The organism is Granulicella sp. L60, from assembly GCF_009765825.1.
GTDB lineage: Bacteria > Acidobacteriota > Terriglobia > Terriglobales > Acidobacteriaceae > Edaphobacter.
Genome location: NZ_LMUR01000020.1, coordinates 197,698 through 215,356 on the forward strand (window position 1 = coordinate 197,698; position 17,659 = coordinate 215,356).

The following is a 17,659-nucleotide window of genomic DNA, read 5'->3' on the forward strand; positions in this document are numbered from 1 at the left end:
GTTATGAGGGTTGTGCTTCGTGTTGTGGCTGCGTTAGTGGTTCTTGTCGTCCTTGCTGGTGCGGTCTTCTATCTGCATCCGCTTTGGGTCGCGGATCAGCAGATTCGGTTCCACCTTTGGCGGGAGGGTGTGAAGAGCGATTACGTTCAGGTGGATGGATACAGACTGCATTATTTTGAGGTGTTGCCTGCGGGTGGGGGTGGCGGGGTACCGCTGGTGCTGGTGCATGGTCTGGGGGCGCGGGGCGAGGACTGGGGGTCGATGCTGGCGGCGCTGGCTGGGCAGGGGTTCCATGTGTATGCGCCGGACCTGCTGGGATATGGGCGGTCTCCGCGGCCGGATGTAGACTACTCGATCTCACTGCAGGAGAAGACGGTTGCAGACTTCATGCAGGCGGTGCATGTGGCGCGGGCGGATGTGGGCGGTTGGTCGATGGGCGGATGGGTGGCGATGAAGCTGGCGATCGATCATCCGGAGCTGGTGAACCGGCTGGTGATCTACGACAGTGCGGGCGTGTACTTCCCGGCTACGTTTACGGCGGAGCTGTTTACGCCGGTCGATGCTGCGGGGCTGAACCGCCTGATGGCGATGCTGACTCCGCATCCGATCCGGCTGCCTGGGTTTGCGGCGAAGGATGCGGTGCGGAAGCTGCAGGAGAACGCCTGGGTGATCGATCGGAGCATGGCTTCGATGACGAACGGGCGCGATCTGCTGGATTTCCAGCTCTACAAGATCACTCAGCCGATGTTGATTGTGTGGGGCGAGAAGGATGAGTTAATCCCGCTGGCGGTGGGGGAGGCGATTCACCGGAGGGTGCCGCAGTCGGTGTTGAATGTGGTGCCGGGGTGCGGGCATCTGGCTCCGGCGGAGTGCGTGGGGCCTGTGATCGCGAGTACGGTGAGCTTTTTGCGGGCCGATCCGCCGATGCAGGGTGGGGAGAAGACGCTTGCGGTTGTGCGTTAGAGCGATTCGTCGGGTTGCCACTGGTAGGCGCCGGGCTGGGGCAGGCCGATGTGGGCGAGGACGCGGTTGACGAACTCGCGGGCCATCTCGGTGGTGCTTTGGGGGTGGTTGTAGAGGGTGGGGATGGCGGGGAAGATGGTGGCGCCGGCGTCGGAGGCGAGCTGCATGTTGCGCAGGTGGATACGGTTGAAGGGGGTCTCGCGGACGCAGAGGATGAGCGGTCGGTTTTCTTTGAGGCAGACGTCGGCGGCGCGGTGGATGAGGTTCTGGGCGAGGCCGTTGGCGATGGAGGCGAGGGTGCCCATGGAGCAGGGGAGGACGATCATGGCAGAGGTGGGGTAGCTGCCGCTGGCGATGTTGGCTCCGATATCGGTGTCGGCGTGCTGCTGGAGCTTTGCGCAGGGGGCGCCGAGGAGCTTTTCTGCGAGGTTGTTGCGTCCGCTGAGGTTGAGCTCTTCGGCGAAGACGCGGAGGGCGCTGTCGGACGCGACGAAGTTGATCTTGGCGACGCGGTCGTCTGCGGCGAGGGCGCGGAGGATCTCGGAGGCGTAGACGCTGCCGCTGGCTCCGGTTACGGCTAGGGTGATGTTGGTGGGTGCTGTCATGGTTTGCTCGTCGTCTCCTCTCTTTGCATTGCGGTGGGTACCCCACCCCCTGGGGGGTACCCACCGCTAAGTCTATTTTTTGCAATAGATGCGAAAATCGCTGTCGCTAAATATTTCTAAATAAAAGGCTTACGGGTAAATATTTCTTTCTAAAAGGCTTATGCTTGAAATCCCGAATAATTCTTCAAACACCGACTTTTTTGTCCTGCCGGACAGGCCTCCTGCGCTCAGTCACCCCGCAAACGAAGACCTGTTTGCGGGGACCCCGATACGCGACCACTTCGTGGTGGGTGTACCTTGTCTTGCAGGTTTCTTATTTAATCCTCTTATTCCATTCTAGCGGGTGGGGTGTAACTAGTACGCAAGGCTTTCCAAGTTTTTCGTTGCGGCGTAAGTATTGTGTTCTTAGTTGATTAGGTGGAATTGTGAAAGTCGTTTTGCCGCGTGGGGGCTTGACAGGTTTCCTGGGATTTACGGAGTTGGAGGTTGGGATGGGCGGAGGGCGTAGGCGATCAGTGTTTCTCCGTGCAGGTGATTCGTGGTGTTGAAGGTGTTATTGCTGGTTTCTTGCTGGTCGGTGATGGTCGGGTCCAGCTCGCAGGCGGCGATCTCTTCGGTGGTGGCGTGGATGAAGCAGAGCTCGCAGGTGGCGAGGTTGACCTCGCCGTTGTCGCCTTCGGAGCGCATGGGTGGGCCGAAGGTTCGGCAGAGGATGGGGCGGCCGGTGTAGAGGTCGCAGGTACCGGAGGTCAGGTCGAGGACGGGGCAGGGCTCGTCGTTGGCGAACTCTTCGAAGAGGATGGCGGCTTCGTGGTCCTCGTTGAGGATGCCGGTGGCGAGGTCGCCGGGAAACCAGGGGTCGAGGCGGGTGAGGGAGTTGGCTACGCGGGCGTGAATGCGTGCGGCACGTTCGGGGTCTGACTGTTCGAGGGCGGTGAGGCCTTCGCGGAGGCGTGCGGCGTCCTCGTGGGCGATGGGGAAGACGCCGATGCAGCACTGGGAGCAGCCGGGGTGGCAGGCGAGGTGGGGGCCTCCGCGACGGTAGGCGTCGGCGACTGCGGTGTCTACGATTTGGATGAGGGTTTGCATCGTTTGCGTCATGGAGGGGAGGTGAATGCTCATCCTGCGGGGAGGGAGAGTCCTACACCTCATGCTGAGACGCTTGCGTGTTGCGAAGACGCTGGCACGATGGGCAGCGTCTCCGGCGGGTTAGACGGCTTTGCGCTGGAAGGTCGTCTTCTTGGTGCCGGCGAAGGAGTCTTTGGCCTTGGCCGAGACGGAGGACGATCCGGCGACGGGGTTTCCGCCGCTCTTGGCGTTGGCGGCTTTTTCGCGCGCGGCCTGAAGTTTCTGGGCTGCGCGACCTAGGCCGCGGGTCTTGATGTCGGCTGGTTTGGGGATGAAATCACTCATATGGAAAGTTTCTCATGGGGTGGGGCTGGGAACAAGGTGGGTTGTTGGTTCTATGGGATGATGTGTTGCTGGCGGAGGCGGGTGAAGAGGTCGAAGAAGCTGTCGTCGGTGGATTGGTAGTCGAGGAAGCCGAGCTTGCGGCTCTTGCTCATGTCGGTGACGACTTCAATGGGACGGCCGAGGTCGGCGTCGGTGTGCCAGGCGGAGGCGAGGTGGTTGAGTTCGGGTTCGGCGAGATGGTGACGGTGGGCGATGTCGCGCCAGATTGGTTCGGCGTCGGCGAGTTGTTGCTCGAGCGGGGTGCCGTGGCCGGGGAAGGGTGCGGGTTCGATGCCGAACCACTGGGCGAGGCGGGACCACATCCAGCTCCAGCGGAAGACGTCGCCGTTGACGACGTTGAAGGCCTGGTCGCGGGCGGCGGGGGTGGTGGCGGCCCACTCGAGATGGCGGGCGAGGAGGCGGGCGTCGGTCATGTCGGTGAGGCCGTTCCACTGGGCTGCGGAGCCGGGGAAGAGGAAGGGGCGATTGGTCTCGCGGCAGAGGGTGGCGTAGGCGGCCAGGGTGACGCCCATGTTCATGGCGTTGCCGAGGGCGTAACCGACGATGGTGTGGGGGCGGTGGACGCTCCATGTGAAGTGGTGGCGGGCGGCGGCGGCGAAGACTTCGTCTTCCTGGGCGTAGTAGAAGTTGTCGATGGCGAGGCGGGGCTGTTCTTCACGGAAGGGCGTGGCGGGGAGGGTGCCTTTGCCGTAGGCTTCGAAGGGTCCGAGGTAGTGTTTGAGGCCGGTGACGAGCGCGGCGTGCTGGAGGGTGCCGGCGGGGGAGACGGCTTCGAGGAGGTTGCGCACCATGGCGCTGTTGATGCGGATGTTCTCTTTCTCGGTGGGTTGGCGGAGCCAGGTGGCGATGAAGACGTGGGTGGGTTTGAGTGCGGCGACGGCGGTGCGGAGGGCGGTGGGGTCGAGGAGGTCGGCGGCGATGAAGTTGACGCCGGGGATGTCGGCGGAGGGGCGGCGGGCGAGGCCGTGGACGTGCCAGCCTTTGGAGAGGAGTTGGTGGGCGAGGTTGTTGCCGACGATGCCGGTGACTCCGGCGATTAGGGCTGTGGGGGGCATCTTGTTCCTCTGGTTTCTCTGGGTCGAGCTAAGAGTCTGGGGATTGGATGATGGTGGGTGCAGTTGGGTGCGTGGCATGCTTCGGGGAGGCGTTGCGGTGGGAGACGGTAGAAGCAGATTCCTTCGCTTCGCTGCGGAATGACAAACAAAAGGGCGGGCAACGGCAACAGCAAACGCACGACAACGGCGCGGCGGTGGTGGTTATTCGCTTAGGACGCGGGCGAAGATGGCGTCGACGTTGGCGAGCTGGCGGTGATAGTCGAAGGCGCGGGAGAGTTTTTCGGGGGAGAGGCGGGCGGTGATCTCGGGGACTTTGGCGATCTCGTCGCGGAAGATGAGGTCGTTCTTCCAGGAGTTCATGGCGTGGGTCTGGACGAGGCGGTAGGCGTCTTCGCGGGACATGCCGGATTCGGCGAGGTCGAGGAGGAGCTGGCCGGAGAAGATGAGGCCGCCGGTGGATTCGAGGTTCTTGAGCATGCGAGCCGGGTAGACCATCAGCTTGGCGATGAGGTTCTCGGTCTTGGCGAGGAGGTAGTCGGCGAGGATGGTGGAGTCGGGGAGGATGACGCGCTCGGCGGAGGAGTGGGAGATGTCGCGCTCGTGCCAGAGGGCTACGTTTTCGAAGGCGGTTTGCGCGTTGGAGCGGATGACGCGGGCGAGGCCGCTGATCTGTTCGGAGGTGATGGGGTTGCGCTTGTGGGGCATGGCGCTGGAGCCCTTTTGTTTTTCGCTGAAGAACTCTTCGGCTTCGCGGACTTCGGTGCGCTGGAGGTGGCGGACTTCGGTGGCGATCTTGTCGAGAGTGGATGCGAGGACGGCGAGGGTTGAGACGTAGGCGGCGTGGCGGTCGCGCTGGACGACTTGCGTGGCGATGGCTACGGGTTTGAGACCGAGTTGGTTACAAATTGCTTCTTCGTGCTCGGGCTTGAGATGGCCGAAGGTGCCGACGGCTCCGGAGAGCTTGCCGACGCGGAGGTCTTCGGCGGCGGCGTCGAAGCGGGTGAGGTTGCGCTGCATCTCGGAGTACCAGAGGAGCAGCTTGAGGCCGAAGGTGGAGGGTTCGGCGTGGATGCCGTGGGTGCGGCCGATGATGGGGGTGTGCTTGAACTCTATCGCACGTTTTTTTAATGTTTCCGATAGCGCGACGATGCCGGCGCGGATGATGGCGGAGGCTTCTTTGAGTTGCAGGGACTGGGCGGTGTCGACGACGTCGGTGCTGGTGAGGCCGTAGTGGAGCCAGCGGGAGTCTTCGGGGGAGTTGATGTGCTCGGCGACGGTGGTGGTGAAGGCGATGACGTCGTGGCGGACTTCGGCTTCGATCTCGTTGATGCGGTCGACGGTGAAGGCGCCCTTGTCGCGGATGGCGTCGGCGGCGGACTGGGGGACGAGGCCGAACTTGGCGAGGGCCTGGGAGGCGGCGATCTCTACGGTGAGCCAGCATTGGTACTTGTTGGCGTCGGACCAGATGCGGCCTAGCTCGGGGCGTGTGTAACGGGTGATCATGGAATTCCTTCGTTTTATAGAGCGGCGGCAGCGACGGTAAAAGCAACAGCAGATCCCTGCGAGATGACAAACAAAAAAGCAACGGCAAAAGTTGCGGCTAGTGGTTCGTCAGAGACGGTCGCGCGAGGAGATGGATTATTTGGCGACGCCGAGGAGCTGGGACATTTCGTCGTAGAGGAAGCCTTCGCCGGGTTTGTAGGGTTGAACCCACTTGCCGTCGATGACGAACTGGGGGATGGCGCGCTTGCCGGTATGGGCGATGACGAGGTCGGCGGCGCCGGGGGTGTTCTCGATGTCGATCTCTTTGTAGGGGATGTTGTGGGTGGAAAGGAAGCGCTTGGCTTCACGGCAGTCACGGCACCAGGCGGCGGAGTAGAGGGTGAGGTCCATAGAGCTTTATTTTAGCTTGTTTGCTGGGGGTGCTGTCCTGCCGGACGGGCCTCCTGCGCGGAGGGCGGTCACTTCGTGACGGGTATATCGCCTTCGGCTGGGCCTTCCGTTGGTCGGCGATAACTTTCCACCCCGACCAACGGGAGGGCTTTGCGAAGCGTGATGCCACCACGCAGTGGTCGCTCGCCGCGCAGGCGGTTTTATTGCTCGTGGTAGTTGCGGATGAGACCGCCGTCGACGAAGTAGGTGGAGCCGGTGACGTAGGCGCCGTCGTCGGAGGCGAGGAAGAGGGCTACGCCGGCGACGTCCTCGGGGGTGCCCATGCGGCCGAGGGGGATGTTGGCGAGGAGGGCTTCGAGCTGAGACTTGTTGGCCATCATCTTGGTGTTGATGGGAGTGGCGATGGCGCCGGGGGCGATGTTGTTTACGGTGATGTTGAGTGGGCCAAGTTCCACGGCGAGGTCGCGCATGAGCATGCGCATGCCGCCCTTGGAGGCGCAGTAGGTCGAGAAGTTGGGGAAGACCATGTCTTCGTGGACGGAGCTGGTGTTGATGACGCGGCCGGGCTGTTTGGCGTCGCGGAGGCGGCGGACGAAGGCCTGGGTGAGGAAGAAGGCACCTTTGAGGTTGATGTCGAGGACGGTGTCGTAGTCGGCTTCGGTGACGTCCCAGAAGGCAGCGGACTTTTCGATGCCGGCGTTGTTGACGAGGATGTCGCAGCGGCCTAGTTGGGCGTAGGCCTGGTCGACGAGGTTCTGGGTGTCGGCGAGGTTGCTGACATCGGCTTTGACGAGGATGGCTTTGCCGCCGGCTGCTTCGGCTTTGGAGGCGGTCTCCTGGGCCTGGTCGAGGTGGTTGCGGTAGTCGACAACGACGGATGCGCCCTCGCTGGCGAAGCGGATGGCGATGGCCTGGCCGATGCCGGAGCCTGAGCCGGTGACGATGGCGACTTTTCCTGCGAGACGACCTGACATTTGGTGGGTTCCTCTATCGAACGCTGGTTTTATAGATCTTCGTATTCTGTTGGATGCTGGTTCAGGATCTTCTTTCCACGTCGTTTGATGAAAAAGTTGGAGAGCATGGGGCCGCACTCGTCGGCGAGGAGGCCGGGGGTGATTTCGACTTTGTGGTTGAGCTGGGGGTGGTTGATGACGGAGAGGACGGAGCCGCAGGCGCCTGCTTTGGGGTCGGGTGCGGCGTAGACGAGGCGCGCGATGCGGGCGTGGAGGATGGCTCCGGCGCACATGGCGCAGGGTTCGAGGGTGACGTAAAGGGTGCAGTGATTGAGGCGGTAGTTTTGCAGGGCGAGGCTGGCGGCGCGGAGGGCGACGATCTCGGCGTGGGCGGTGGGGTCGGAGTCGCGGAGGACGCGGTTCTGGCCTCGGCCGATGATCTTGTCCTGGTGGACGACGATGGCGCCGACGGGGACCTCGCCTGCGGCTTCGGCGGCGTGGGCTTCGGCGATGGCGGCGTGCATGAAGTCGATGTCTGGCATGGCTAGTAGAGGTTTGAGCCGGCTTCGGATTCGAGTGCGGCGATGAAGGATTGCATGATGGCGACGCGGGGGACGGCGAGGGCTTTTGAGGGTTCGAGGTGGAGCTGGGTGGGGAGGGTGGTGAGTTGCTTCTGGAGGGCGTGGAGGGCTTTGGTGAAGGTGCAGAAGCGGGTGTCGCTGCCGAGCTTGGCGAGGGTGCGGGTGATGCCGATGGCGCCGAGCTGCTCGAGGATGTCGGCGTCGCGGGCGATGGTGGCTTCGAGGGTGAGGGGCGTGTCTTGCGGCTGGTGGGTGCGGATGACTTCGAGGACGGCGGGGATCTTTTCTTCGGGGAAGCCGGACTCGGTTAGGATGGCGGGGGCGCGATCGGTGATGTAGGCTACGTGGTCCCAGGCTTTGAGGGCTTCCTCGTCTTCGGGGCGATGGCCGATGAAGACGCCGAGGTCGTGGAGCCAGACGGCGGCGAAGACTACGTCGTCGTCGTAGGTGAGGGCTGGATCCAGTGCTGCGCCGATCTGTTTTGTGAGAGCGTAGAGGCGGGGCTGGTGGCCGAACTTGTGGGTCGGGTTGGCTTGGGCGGCGATGTAGGTTTCGAGGGCGTTGCGGTAGGTCTGGTTCGACATCTTTAATTAGTCTCGCGTGTGAGTGGTTGGGCTTCGGGGCCGAAGAAGCGGGCGATCTGCTGGGCCAGGGCTTCGATGGCTGGGCGGCGTTGAGCGAGTTGCTCTCCGTTCAACGTGAACTGTTTGATCCACAGTTGCTCCAGAAGCGGGAGTATCTGTTCTGCGGCGAACCCGGTGCTAGGGAGGCCGATGGTTGCTTCGTAGAAGTGCTTTGCTTCAGGGTCGTACTCGTCGAGCGGGGAGTCATCAGCAATTAAACCTTCGATGTCTGCCGTTGCGAATAGTTCCTTTAATGAATCAAGATCGGGTGGGGGCGGCCAGGTGCTCATGCGGGCTCCTGCTGGCTGAGGCAGTGGAGGGTGCCGAGGCCCCAGACGAGGTCGACGGCGTGGATGCCGATGATCTCGCGGTCGGGGAAGCAGGCGGCGATGATGTTGAGGGCGTGGCGGTCGTTGGGGTCGTTGAAGGTGGGGACGAGGACGAGGCCGTTGGCGATGTAGAAGTTGGCGTAGCTGGCGGGGAGGCGCTGGTTGTCGAAGAGGACCGGCGCGGGCATGGGGAGTTCGACGATCTCGAAGGGCTTGCCTGCGAGGTTGCGGAAGTTGCGGAGGCGGTCGAGGTTTTCGGCGAGGGGAAGGTGGTTTTCGTCGTGGACGTTGGGTTCGACGCAGGTGAGGATCTTGTTTTCGGCGACGAAGCGGGTGATGTCGTCGACGTGGCCGTGGGTGTCGTCGCCGGCGCAGCCCTTGTGAAGCCAGAGGGTCTTTTCGATGCCGAGGTACTCATGGAAGGCGTGTTCGAGGCAGGCGCGGGTCTCGGCTTCGTCGCCTAGGCCGGGGTTGCGCTCCTGAATCTTGGAGAGGAGACACTCTTCGGTGGTGAGGAGGAGGCCGGCGCCGTTGGTGTCGATGCTGCCGCCTTCGAGGACGAAGCGGTGGGTGGTGCCGTTGGGGAGTTTGACCTCGGGTCGGATCTGGGGGATGTCGTAGTGGTGGGCGACGTGGAGGGGGATCTGGTCGTCGCGGAGCCAGTTGTCGTACTTGGCCCAGGCGTTGAACTTCCAGTTGGTGGCGGCGAGGTCGCCCTTTGAGTTTTTGACGAAGATGGGGCCGGAGTCGCGGAGCCATACGCGGTCGGTAGCCCACTGGTGGAAGTGGAGGCGGGCGAGGTTGGCACCGGCGCGGCGGAGGAGGCTGGTGGCGCGGTTTTCGGCGGCCTGGTCGTTGACGAGGATGTGGACGTCTTCGACGCGGGAGAGGTGGCGGACGATTTCAGAGTAGACCCAGGGGATGGGTTGGAATTTGCCGGGCCAGTCTTCGGCGTTGTGGGGCCAGGCGATCCAGGTGGCGGCGTGGGGTGCCCACTCGGCGGGCATGCGGTAGTGGGTCGGCGTGGGGTTGGTGTCGCTCACGGCGTGGTGCTCCTTCTTGGGAGGGTATACCCCTCCCCGTGCATAAAGTGTGTAAAGTCTTCCATCCAAGTGGCTTAGTGTTGGACCTGGATGCGGCTGCCGGAAGGTTCACGGCAACGTATCAAGTTTGAATGACATTTGAATGAACTGCGGGACTCGTGGATGGGGGCTTTCGTTTGGGGCTTTACGAAAGGCTCGATCTCTTTTAAGTATAGCTGGTTGGGTGGAACTACTGCGTCGCTTGGATGTGTCTGATTGGAGAGAGGTTTGGTTGGTTTGGGGCTTGACGGGGATTGGGTTGAACGATTCGCGCATATCGCTCATGACGGGGTTACGAGGCTCTTTGATGGGAGGAGGATTGCTGCTGGTGCAATTCGAAGTGTCGACCGTCCGGCGGTGTGGGTTGGTGATGGAATCTTTTATGATTGAGAGACTCTCATGCCATTGTTTACCGTGACGATGAAGGCGGACAGAACCGCTGACGAAAAAGATGTGATCTCTCGTGCCATCCATGAGGCGAGCGTGAAGGCAGGATATCCCGCCGACGACATGTTCCAACGTTTTCTCTGTCTTGCGCAGGACGACCTGAGGGTCGATCTTTACTATCCTGGGTTGCCGAAGCCCAGGACGGAGAAGATGTTGATGATCGAGGTCCTTGTGTCGTCGGGGACTGACGCCGATAAGAAGAGGCGTCTGCTGGCAGCTTTGGTCGAAGCGCTCGATGCTGCGGGTACTGATCCGAACGATATTATGGTGTTCTTCGGGGAGATCGATCGCGCCAATAGCTCCTTTGGTGGCGGTCGAACTGCGCCGCCAGTCGTGATGAGCTAGTCACGCGACAGACGTGGTGGCGGAGTTAGGCACGACGGTTGTACGGAGCCTAAGGTGAGGTTGGTCGATGTGCTACAGGCTTTGGTTTTTGCGGCTTTCTACCATCTTCTGAACTGAATTTCGTACAGGCTCGGATGCCCCCTTCATGCGATGAGACTGCATGAAGGGGAGTCCGGGAGTGGGCTCTACTGGTTGTAGATGGGCGCTCCCATCGGTGCGCCGGTTGCTCCGCCGTCGATGACGAGCTCGCTTGCCTGCATGAAAGAGGCCTCATCCGAGGCGAGGAAGACGACTGCATTGGCCACTTCCAGAGGGTCGCCCATTCGTCCGAGAGGGATAGCTCTTTCGACATTCCTGAAGAGAGTGTCTCTTTCTTCAGGGCTGGTCGTGGCCGCATCCCATATCGGGGTATCCACCGAACCTGGTGTGACTACATTGATTCGAATTCCGCGGGGCGAGAGCTCAGAGGCCATGACGCGCGCCATGGTTCTGATAGCCGCTTTACTTGCTGCATAGGCAGACAGGCCAGGCCTGCCGTTCACGTTCTGGACCGAACTGTTGAAGATGATGGAAGCGCCATCGTTGAGATAGGGCAGACACTCCTGCACGATGAAGAAGGTCGAGGTCACATTGACGCTCAAAATCTGTTCGAAGAGTTCTATCGAAGTGCTGCCGAGTGGAGTGAGTGGGCCGATTCCGGCGTTGGCGAAGAGAATATCGAGCTTGCCGAACCGCTCCACGATCTCCGCGATAGCCTCTTTCATGCCTTTGCGGTCGGTTACGTCCACTTTTATGACGAGGGATTCGGGGCCGAGTTCCAGCGTTGCGGCATCGAGCGTCTCCTGATTTCTACCAGTGATTGCGACGCTCGCGCCCTCCTCTATGAAGCGTTTCGCTGTGGCCAGGCCAATGCCGCTATTGCCGCCTGTAATCAGTGCAACTTTACCTTTGAGTCTCATCGAGCTTCCTTTCGTGGCTTTGACGCCGGAGCTCATCGTGTCTCCGATCCATTGGCGCGCCAGCCAATGCATACCCGAGTGGATAGATAACTCAGGTGGCTAACATATTCCCGTTTCTCTGTGAGAAGACGCGATCAGGACCCTAGTCGATGAAGCGGCTGGTGATGCCTCCGTAGGCGTCGATGCGTCGGTCGCGGAGGAAGGGCCAGTTGCGGCGGGTGTCTTCCTGGAGCTTGAGGTCGATCTCTGCGATGAGGATCTCCTCTTTGTCGTGGCTGGCTTGCGCGATGACGCGGCCGAAGGGGTCGGCGATGAAGCTGCCGCCCCAGAACTCGAGGCCTGCGCCTTCGGGGCCCTTCATCTCGACGCCGTTGTGGATGACGTCGCCGTGCTCGAAGCCGACGCGGTTGACGGCGCCGACGTAGACGCCGTTGGAGATGGCGTGGGCGCGCTGCATGGTCTGCCAGGCGGAGTACTGGGCTTCGCCGTACTCGGCTTTTTCGCTGGGGTGCCAGCCGATGGCGGTGGGGTAGAAGAGGGTGTTGGCGCCGCGGAGGGCGGTCTCGCGGGCGGCTTCGGGGTACCACTGGTCCCAGCAGACGAGGGTGCCGATGTCGCCCTGGGTGGTCTTCATGGCTTTGAAGCCGAGGTCGCCGGGGGTGAAGTAGAACTTCTCGTAGTAGAGGGGGTCGTCGGGGATGTGCATCTTGCGGTAAATGCCCTTGATGGAGCCGTCGGACTCGAGGATGGCGGCGGTGTTGTGGTAGAGGCCGGGGGCGCGGCGCTCGAACAGGGATGCGATGACGATGACTTTTTCTTCCTTGGCGACGGCAGATAGGCGCTCGGTGGAGGGGCCGGGGATGGACTCGGCGGTGTCGAAGAGGGAGTGCTCTTCGCGCTGGCAGAAGTACTGGGCGCGGAAGAGTTCGGGGAGGCAGACGATGTTGGCTCCGGCGCGGGCGGCCTCGCGGACACGGTCGGCGGCCTTGTCGAGGTTGGCGGCGGTGTCGGGGGCGCAGGACATCTGGATGAGGGCGATCTTTTTGTTGGGGGTCGTTTTGGCCATGGCTATCTCTCCTAGTTTATAGGTGTGGGAGGATCTTTAGTCTTTGTCAGGGCGTTGCGGTGCGATGGGTTGACGCTAGCACGCTGCTTAATATTAGAGGATTTTGTTTGGGTAAAGATTCATGGGCCTGGCTGATGGATCGTTGAATCGCGCTTCGTTCTTCCAGTAGAGGCGTTGAAGGGCCGATCTCTCTTTTTTCTGAGTGAATTTTCTGTTAGTTTTGAGGGGTAGAGCTGTCAGATCGACGATCGGGCGCGCCCTGCTTCCATTCACCTAAAAACATCTTTCCCGGCAGTTGCAGTCGACGCGTATTTTATTGCAGAAGGAGTGTATTTTGAGCGAATTTCGTGATTTTCTGGAGCTTTCGTACGGCGAACTTGAGGACCTGAACCTGCAGGCCAAGGAACAGCGTAAGAAGCGCGTGGCTGCTGATGTGATTCAGGAAGAGCGGATCAAGTACCTGACCGACGAAAAGCGGATCAAGGCTGTGACGGTGCTCTTCAGCGATCTCGAAGGCCGTCTGCATATGCTGGACTACGACAAGAAGTTTCTGGTGAAGAGCTTCGACAACCTGACGTTCGACGGCTCGTCGATTCGCGGGTTTACGGCACAGCGGGAGAGCGACCTGCGGCTGGCGATCGACTGGAGCGCGTTCTACTGGGTGCCGGCGGATGTGTTTGGCGCGGGCAAGGTGATGGTGTTCGGCGAGGTGATCGACAAGAACGGCGGGACGTATAGCGCGGATATTCGCGGCGTGCTGAAGGAGTTCTCGAAGGAGCTGTTCGACAAGCAGGGATACACGCTGAACGCGGCGAACGAGATTGAAGGCTTCTTGTTCGAGGGCATCGATGCGGAGCGAAGCTATCACGAGACGGGCCTGTTCGAGTATGTGAATAAGGGCGGGTACTACCACTCGCTGCCGGGCGATCCGCTGCGCGAGTTTATCGACACGACGGCGGAAGTACAGAGGGCGATGGGTTTTGAGAACGAGAAGGACCATCCGGAGGTTGCGCCTTCGCAGTTCGAGATTAACTATACGTATGGCGAGGTGGTTGCAGCGGCTGACCAGATTCAGCTGTATAAGCTGATCTGTCGACAGGTGGCGACGCAGATGGGCATGACGGCGAGCTTTCTGCCGAAGCCTGTGGTAGGCGTGAACGGAAGCGGCATGCACACGAACGTCTCGATTACGAAGAACGGAAAGAATCTCTTCTGGGACCCGAATGGGCAGGAGAAGATCTCGAAGATGGCGTGGCAGTTTACGGATCGGATTTTGACGCACGGCAACGATATCTGCCTGCTGTTGAATGCGAGTGTGAACGCTTATCGCAGACTCGATCCTCACTTTGAGGCTCCGAACCAGATCAAGGCTTCGGCGACGGATCGCGGGTCGATGGTGCGGATTCCGATTGGGAACGAGAAGTCGGCGCGGGTGGAGGTTCGTTCGGTTGGACCGGATGCGAATCCTTACCTGGTGCTGTACTCGATCTTCAAGAGCGGGCTGCATGGAGAGACGTCGAAGATCAAGAACCTGCGGCAGGCGGAGCGGTATCTGCCGGACAACGTGTATACGGCGCTTGAGAACTTCCGCGGTGCGGAGTGGACGACGACGCTGCTGGGCGAGGATGTGAAGGGCCGGTATGCGGATCTGAAGCAGGCTTCGGCGGATCGCTGCGCGCGGTTGCTGGGTACGATTGTGAAGGCGCCTGAGGTGCAGTTCCATCACGATGTGTACAACCAGCTGCTCTGGAATATCTTCTAGATCGTTGCTGCTTGTTTTATGGAAGGCCCTCGCGATGGTGCGGGGGCTTTTCTGTTTTGGGGAGCCAGTTCCTCGTTGACATGAGGGGATTGGTGCTGCATTCTGCTGCTGTTGTGCGGATGGAGGGTTTCGTCTTGGATATGGAACGGTCTTCGTGGATGGCGCCTGCGGGTGTGCTGGGGATTTGCCTGCTGATTGGGCTGGTGGTGGGTGGTTGGGTGCTGGGGACGGAGATTAAGGACATCAAGCTGGGGGACCGTTATGTGACGGTGAAGGGGTTGGTGGAGCGAACGGTGAAGTCGGATACGGCGATATGGCCGGTGATGTTCAAAGAGGCGGGGAACGATCTGCCGCAGGTGTTTGCGAAGAGTGAAGAGGACAAGAACACGGTGCTGAAGTTTTTTGCGGCGCAGGGGGTGAAGCCGGGCGAGATTTCGGTGGGGCAGATTAAGGTGACGGACAAGCTGGCTAATGAGTACGGCGGGAATAATACGGGGCCGCGCTATATCGTGGAGCAGACGGTGACGGTGCAGTCCGGCGATGTGGACAAGATTGCGAAGGCGGGGGAGAAGACGGCGGAGCTGGTGCAGGCGGGGATTGTGGTGGGGGACAACAATGGGCAGGGTGGGATCAAGTACAAGTTCAACGGGTTGAATGCGCTGAAGCCGGACATGATTACGGAGGCGACGCGGAATGCGAGGGATTCAGCGAATCGGTTTGCGGCGGACTCGGGGAGCCAGGTGGGGGCGATTCGTTCGGCGAGCCAGGGGGTGTTTTCTATCTCGGCTGCCGATAGCATTTCGACGGGCGATGGAAGCGGCGGTGGGGATAGCGGGGATGCGAGCATCATGAAGAAGGTAAGGGTGGTGGCGACGGTGGACTATTATCTTGTTCGATAAGCGCACGGGTGGCGCTGTGTCGTTGCCACTCGTGTTCGGCGAATGGTAGCCTTCCGTTCTTGACGATTCCACGAGGAGACGACACGCATGCAGGCTAGCTATAACGGAATTTCAGTGCCGACAGATGGACAGGCGATCGAATACAGCAATGGCAAGTTTACGGTTCCCGATCATCCGATTATTCCTTTTATCGAGGGCGATGGGACGGGGCGGGATATCTGGAAGGCTTCGCAGCGGGTGTTCGATGCGGCGGTAGCGAAGGCGTATGGCGGCAAGCGGTCGGTGAAGTGGTATGAGGTTCTGGCGGGGGAGAAGGCTTATCGGCAGACGAAGAATTGGCTGCCGGATGATACGGTGAAGGCGACGGTGGACTTTCGCGTGTCGATCAAAGGACCGCTGACGACGCCGGTGGGTGGTGGGATTCGCAGCTTGAATGTGGCGCTGCGGCAGTTGATGGATCTGTACCAGTGCGTGCGGCCGGTGAAGTACTACGCGGGTGTGCCGAGTCCGGTGAAGCATCCGGAGAAGCTGGATGTGGTGATCTTCCGGGAGAATACGGAGGATATCTATGCGGGGATCGAGTTTCGGCAGGGTACGCCTGAGGCCGATAAGTTCATTGCGTTTGTGAACGATGACATGTTGAAGGGGACGAAGAAGAAGATTCGGCTGGACTCGGGTGTGGGGGTGAAGCCAATCTCGATTACGGGGTCGAAGCGGCTGGTGCGGGCGGCGATTCAGTATGCGCTGGATAACAAGCGCAAGACGGTGACGCTGGTGCATAAGGGAAATATTCAGAAGTTTACCGAGGGGGCGTTTCGCGAGTGGGGGTATGAGGTCGCTTCGCAGGAGTTTCGCGAGCAGACGGTGACGGAGCGGGAGAGCTGGATTCTGGGGAACCTGGAGGCGAATCCGAAGCTGACGGCGGAGGAGAATGCGGCGCTGATTGAGCCGGGGATCGAGTTTGCGGCGAAGGAGTTTGGCGAAGAGGTTATTGCCGAGGTGAAGCAGGTTGTCGCTTCGATCGGCGACTCGCATGGCGGGGGGAAGTGGAAGAGCAAGATTCTGGTGAATGACCGGATTGCGGACTCGATCTTTCAGCAGATTATTCTGCGGCCTGAGGACTACAGCGTGCTGGCGACGACGAATCTGAATGGCGACTATATTTCGGATGCGGCGGCGGCGCAGGTAGGGGGGTTGGGGATTGCTCCGGGGGGAAATATCGGGGATGGGTTTGCGGTGTTTGAGGCGACGCATGGGACGGCGCCGAAGTATGCGGATAAGGATGTGATCAATCCGGGGTCGGTGATTCTTTCGGGCGTGATGCTGTTCGACTTTCTGGGTTGGACGGAGGCGGCGCGGCTGATCGAGAGTTCAATGGAGAAGACGATTGCGCAGAAGTTTGTGACGTATGACTTTGAGCGCGGGATGCAGGGTGCGACGAAGGCGAAGACGAGTGAGTTTGCGAGTCGGATGATTGAGAATATGTAGACGGGGTGCGGAGGCTCTGCGGTGGGCAGGGCCGTCCGCAGTGGTTTGATTCAAGGAGTGTGCGGTATTCGTACGCGGTGGGCGATGTTAGTGCATGGGTGGCTTTGCTGACTCTAAAATAGACAGTGAGAGTTCCTGCGGGACGATGGGACGATAAGGGAGAGATGATGCGTAAAAAGGTAACGATTGTAGGTTCGGGTAACGTGGGAGCGACGGCTGCGCACTGGATCGCGGCGAAGGAGCTGGCGGACGTAGTGCTGCTGGATGTGGTCGAGGGTGTGCCGCAGGGGAAGGCGCTCGATCTGCTGCAGGCGATGCCGATTGAGAAGCGGGACGTCTCGATTGTAGGCACGAATGACTATGCGGATACGGCGAACTCGGACATTGTGGTGATCACGGCGGGGATTGCGCGTAAGCCGGGGATGAGCCGTGATGACTTGCTGATGACGAACCATGGGATTATGTCGAAGGTTGTGGGTGAGGTGGTAAAGGCTTCGCCGAACACGATCATTATTGTGGTGTCGAATCCGCTGGATGCGATGGCGCAGACGGCGTTCAAGCATGCGGGGCTGCCGCGTGAGCGCGTGATCGGGATGGCTGGCGTGCTGGATTCGGCACGGTTCCGGACGTTTATCGCGGAGGAGCTGAAGGTATCGGTGGAGAACGTGACGGCGTTTGTGCTGGGCGGCCATGGCGATACGATGGTGCCGCTGTCGCGCTATTCGACGATGGCTGGGATTCCGATTACGGAGCTGATTGCGCCGGATCGGCTGAAGGAGCTGGAGACGCGTACGGCCAATGGCGGCGCGGAGATTGTGAAGCACCTGAAGACGGGCTCAGCTTATTATGCTCCGAGTGCGGCTGCGGTGGAGATGGTTGAGGCAATTCTGAAGGACAAGAAGAAGATTCTGCCTTGCGCGGCTTACCTGCAGGGAGAGTATGGGATCTCGGGTCTGTATGTCGGCGTGCCTTGCAAGCTGGGGGCGAAGGGGCTGGAGCAGATTATCGAGATCAAGCTGACGCCCGAGGAGCAGGCTGCGCTGCAGAAGAGCGCGGATTCGGTGAAGGAGCTTTGCACGGTGATTGGTGTGGCGTAGAGCCGGCGAAGGGTCTATCGATTTGCCTAGGCTCGATGC

The 17,659-nt window shown here is 60.7% G+C and carries 19 protein-coding genes; 6 read left to right on the top strand and 13 right to left on the bottom strand.

Annotated elements, in window-relative coordinates; all coding sequences use genetic code 11:
- The first annotated feature begins 3 nt into the window (after positions 1-3).
- Positions 4-963, top strand: coding sequence for an alpha/beta fold hydrolase (locus tag GSQ82_RS19375; protein ID WP_158793941.1), 960 nt, complete (start codon positions 4-6; stop codon positions 961-963).
- Here the strand turns inward: GSQ82_RS19375 and GSQ82_RS19380 are convergent.
- The 11 genes from GSQ82_RS19380 to GSQ82_RS19430 all read right to left on the bottom strand — a co-directional run bounded on the left by GSQ82_RS19380 (position 960) and on the right by GSQ82_RS19430 (position 9,482).
- Complete coding sequence (locus tag GSQ82_RS19380; protein WP_158793942.1) at positions 960-1,568, bottom strand: UbiX family flavin prenyltransferase; 609 nt, start codon at positions 1,566-1,568, stop codon at positions 960-962. The two genes, GSQ82_RS19375 and GSQ82_RS19380, sit on opposite strands and share 4 nt — an antisense overlap.
- 471 nt (positions 1,569-2,039) lie before the next feature.
- Entirely contained in the window at positions 2,040-2,669 is a 630-nt protein-coding gene (locus GSQ82_RS19385) for a YkgJ family cysteine cluster protein (protein WP_254061786.1), read from the bottom strand.
- A 108-nt stretch (positions 2,670-2,777) separates the two neighbouring features.
- On the bottom strand, positions 2,778-2,981 hold the full coding sequence (locus tag GSQ82_RS19390) for a hypothetical protein (RefSeq protein WP_158793943.1): 204 nt from the start codon (positions 2,979-2,981) through the stop codon (positions 2,778-2,780).
- 50 nt (positions 2,982-3,031) lie between these two features.
- Positions 3,032-4,096: an SDR family oxidoreductase gene (locus GSQ82_RS19395; protein ID WP_158793944.1), complete on the bottom strand. Its 1,065-nt coding sequence runs from the start codon at positions 4,094-4,096 to the stop codon at positions 3,032-3,034.
- Positions 4,097-4,297: 201 nt separating this feature from the next.
- Entirely contained in the window at positions 4,298-5,599 is a 1,302-nt protein-coding gene (gene purB / locus GSQ82_RS19400) for an adenylosuccinate lyase (RefSeq protein ID WP_158793945.1), read from the bottom strand.
- A 135-nt stretch (positions 5,600-5,734) separates the two neighbouring features.
- The gene (locus GSQ82_RS19405) at positions 5,735-5,989 is read right to left on the bottom strand and encodes a glutaredoxin domain-containing protein (protein ID WP_158793946.1); all 255 of its coding nucleotides are present in this window, start codon (positions 5,987-5,989) and stop codon (positions 5,735-5,737) included.
- Positions 5,990-6,189: 200 nt separating this feature from the next.
- Entirely contained in the window at positions 6,190-6,963 is a 774-nt protein-coding gene (locus tag GSQ82_RS19410) for an SDR family NAD(P)-dependent oxidoreductase (RefSeq protein ID WP_158793947.1), read from the bottom strand.
- A 29-nt stretch (positions 6,964-6,992) separates the two neighbouring features.
- Positions 6,993-7,484, bottom strand: a complete 492-nt coding sequence (tadA, locus tag GSQ82_RS19415) for a tRNA adenosine(34) deaminase TadA (protein WP_158793948.1) — start codon at positions 7,482-7,484, stop codon at positions 6,993-6,995.
- Between the two features lie 2 nt (positions 7,485-7,486).
- Positions 7,487-8,107: an HD domain-containing protein gene (locus GSQ82_RS19420; protein ID WP_158793949.1), complete on the bottom strand. Its 621-nt coding sequence runs from the start codon at positions 8,105-8,107 to the stop codon at positions 7,487-7,489.
- Between the two features lie 2 nt (positions 8,108-8,109).
- Entirely contained in the window at positions 8,110-8,436 is a 327-nt protein-coding gene (locus GSQ82_RS19425; RefSeq protein ID WP_158793950.1) for a hypothetical protein, read from the bottom strand.
- A complete protein-coding gene (locus GSQ82_RS19430) occupies positions 8,433-9,482 on the bottom strand; it encodes an agmatine/peptidylarginine deiminase (RefSeq protein WP_158794228.1) in 1,050 nt (349 codons plus the stop codon). Before GSQ82_RS19430 ends, GSQ82_RS19425 begins: the two co-directional genes overlap by 4 nt.
- 474 nt (positions 9,483-9,956) lie before the next feature.
- On the opposite strand from GSQ82_RS19430, the gene GSQ82_RS19435 reads away from it, so the two are divergent.
- On the top strand, positions 9,957-10,349 hold the full coding sequence (locus GSQ82_RS19435) for a tautomerase family protein (RefSeq protein ID WP_158793951.1): 393 nt from the start codon (positions 9,957-9,959) through the stop codon (positions 10,347-10,349).
- A gap of 185 nt (positions 10,350-10,534) precedes the next feature.
- On the opposite strand, the gene GSQ82_RS19440 is transcribed toward GSQ82_RS19435, so the two are convergent.
- Both GSQ82_RS19440 and GSQ82_RS19445 read right to left on the bottom strand, forming a co-directional pair.
- Positions 10,535-11,308 (bottom strand): glucose 1-dehydrogenase, encoded by a 774-nt coding sequence (locus GSQ82_RS19440; protein ID WP_158793952.1) that lies wholly within the window; start codon positions 11,306-11,308, stop codon positions 10,535-10,537.
- A gap of 142 nt (positions 11,309-11,450) precedes the next feature.
- Complete coding sequence (locus GSQ82_RS19445; RefSeq protein ID WP_158793953.1) at positions 11,451-12,374, bottom strand: carbon-nitrogen hydrolase; 924 nt, start codon at positions 12,372-12,374, stop codon at positions 11,451-11,453.
- 331 nt (positions 12,375-12,705) lie between these two features.
- Between GSQ82_RS19445 and GSQ82_RS19450 the strand changes: the two genes are divergently transcribed.
- The 4 genes from GSQ82_RS19450 (at position 12,706) to mdh (ending at position 17,620) form a co-directional block, all read left to right on the top strand.
- The gene (locus GSQ82_RS19450) at positions 12,706-14,136 is read left to right on the top strand and encodes a glutamine synthetase family protein (protein WP_158794229.1); all 1,431 of its coding nucleotides are present in this window, start codon (positions 12,706-12,708) and stop codon (positions 14,134-14,136) included.
- A 140-nt stretch (positions 14,137-14,276) separates the two neighbouring features.
- A complete protein-coding gene (locus GSQ82_RS19455; protein ID WP_254061787.1) occupies positions 14,277-15,035 on the top strand; it encodes an SIMPL domain-containing protein in 759 nt (252 codons plus the stop codon).
- 87 nt (positions 15,036-15,122) lie between these two features.
- Positions 15,123-16,523 (top strand): NADP-dependent isocitrate dehydrogenase, encoded by a 1,401-nt coding sequence (locus GSQ82_RS19460; RefSeq protein ID WP_158793954.1) that lies wholly within the window; start codon positions 15,123-15,125, stop codon positions 16,521-16,523.
- Between the two features lie 167 nt (positions 16,524-16,690).
- Positions 16,691-17,620: a malate dehydrogenase gene (gene mdh, locus GSQ82_RS19465; protein WP_158794231.1), complete on the top strand. Its 930-nt coding sequence runs from the start codon at positions 16,691-16,693 to the stop codon at positions 17,618-17,620.
- Positions 17,621-17,659 lie beyond the last annotated feature (39 nt).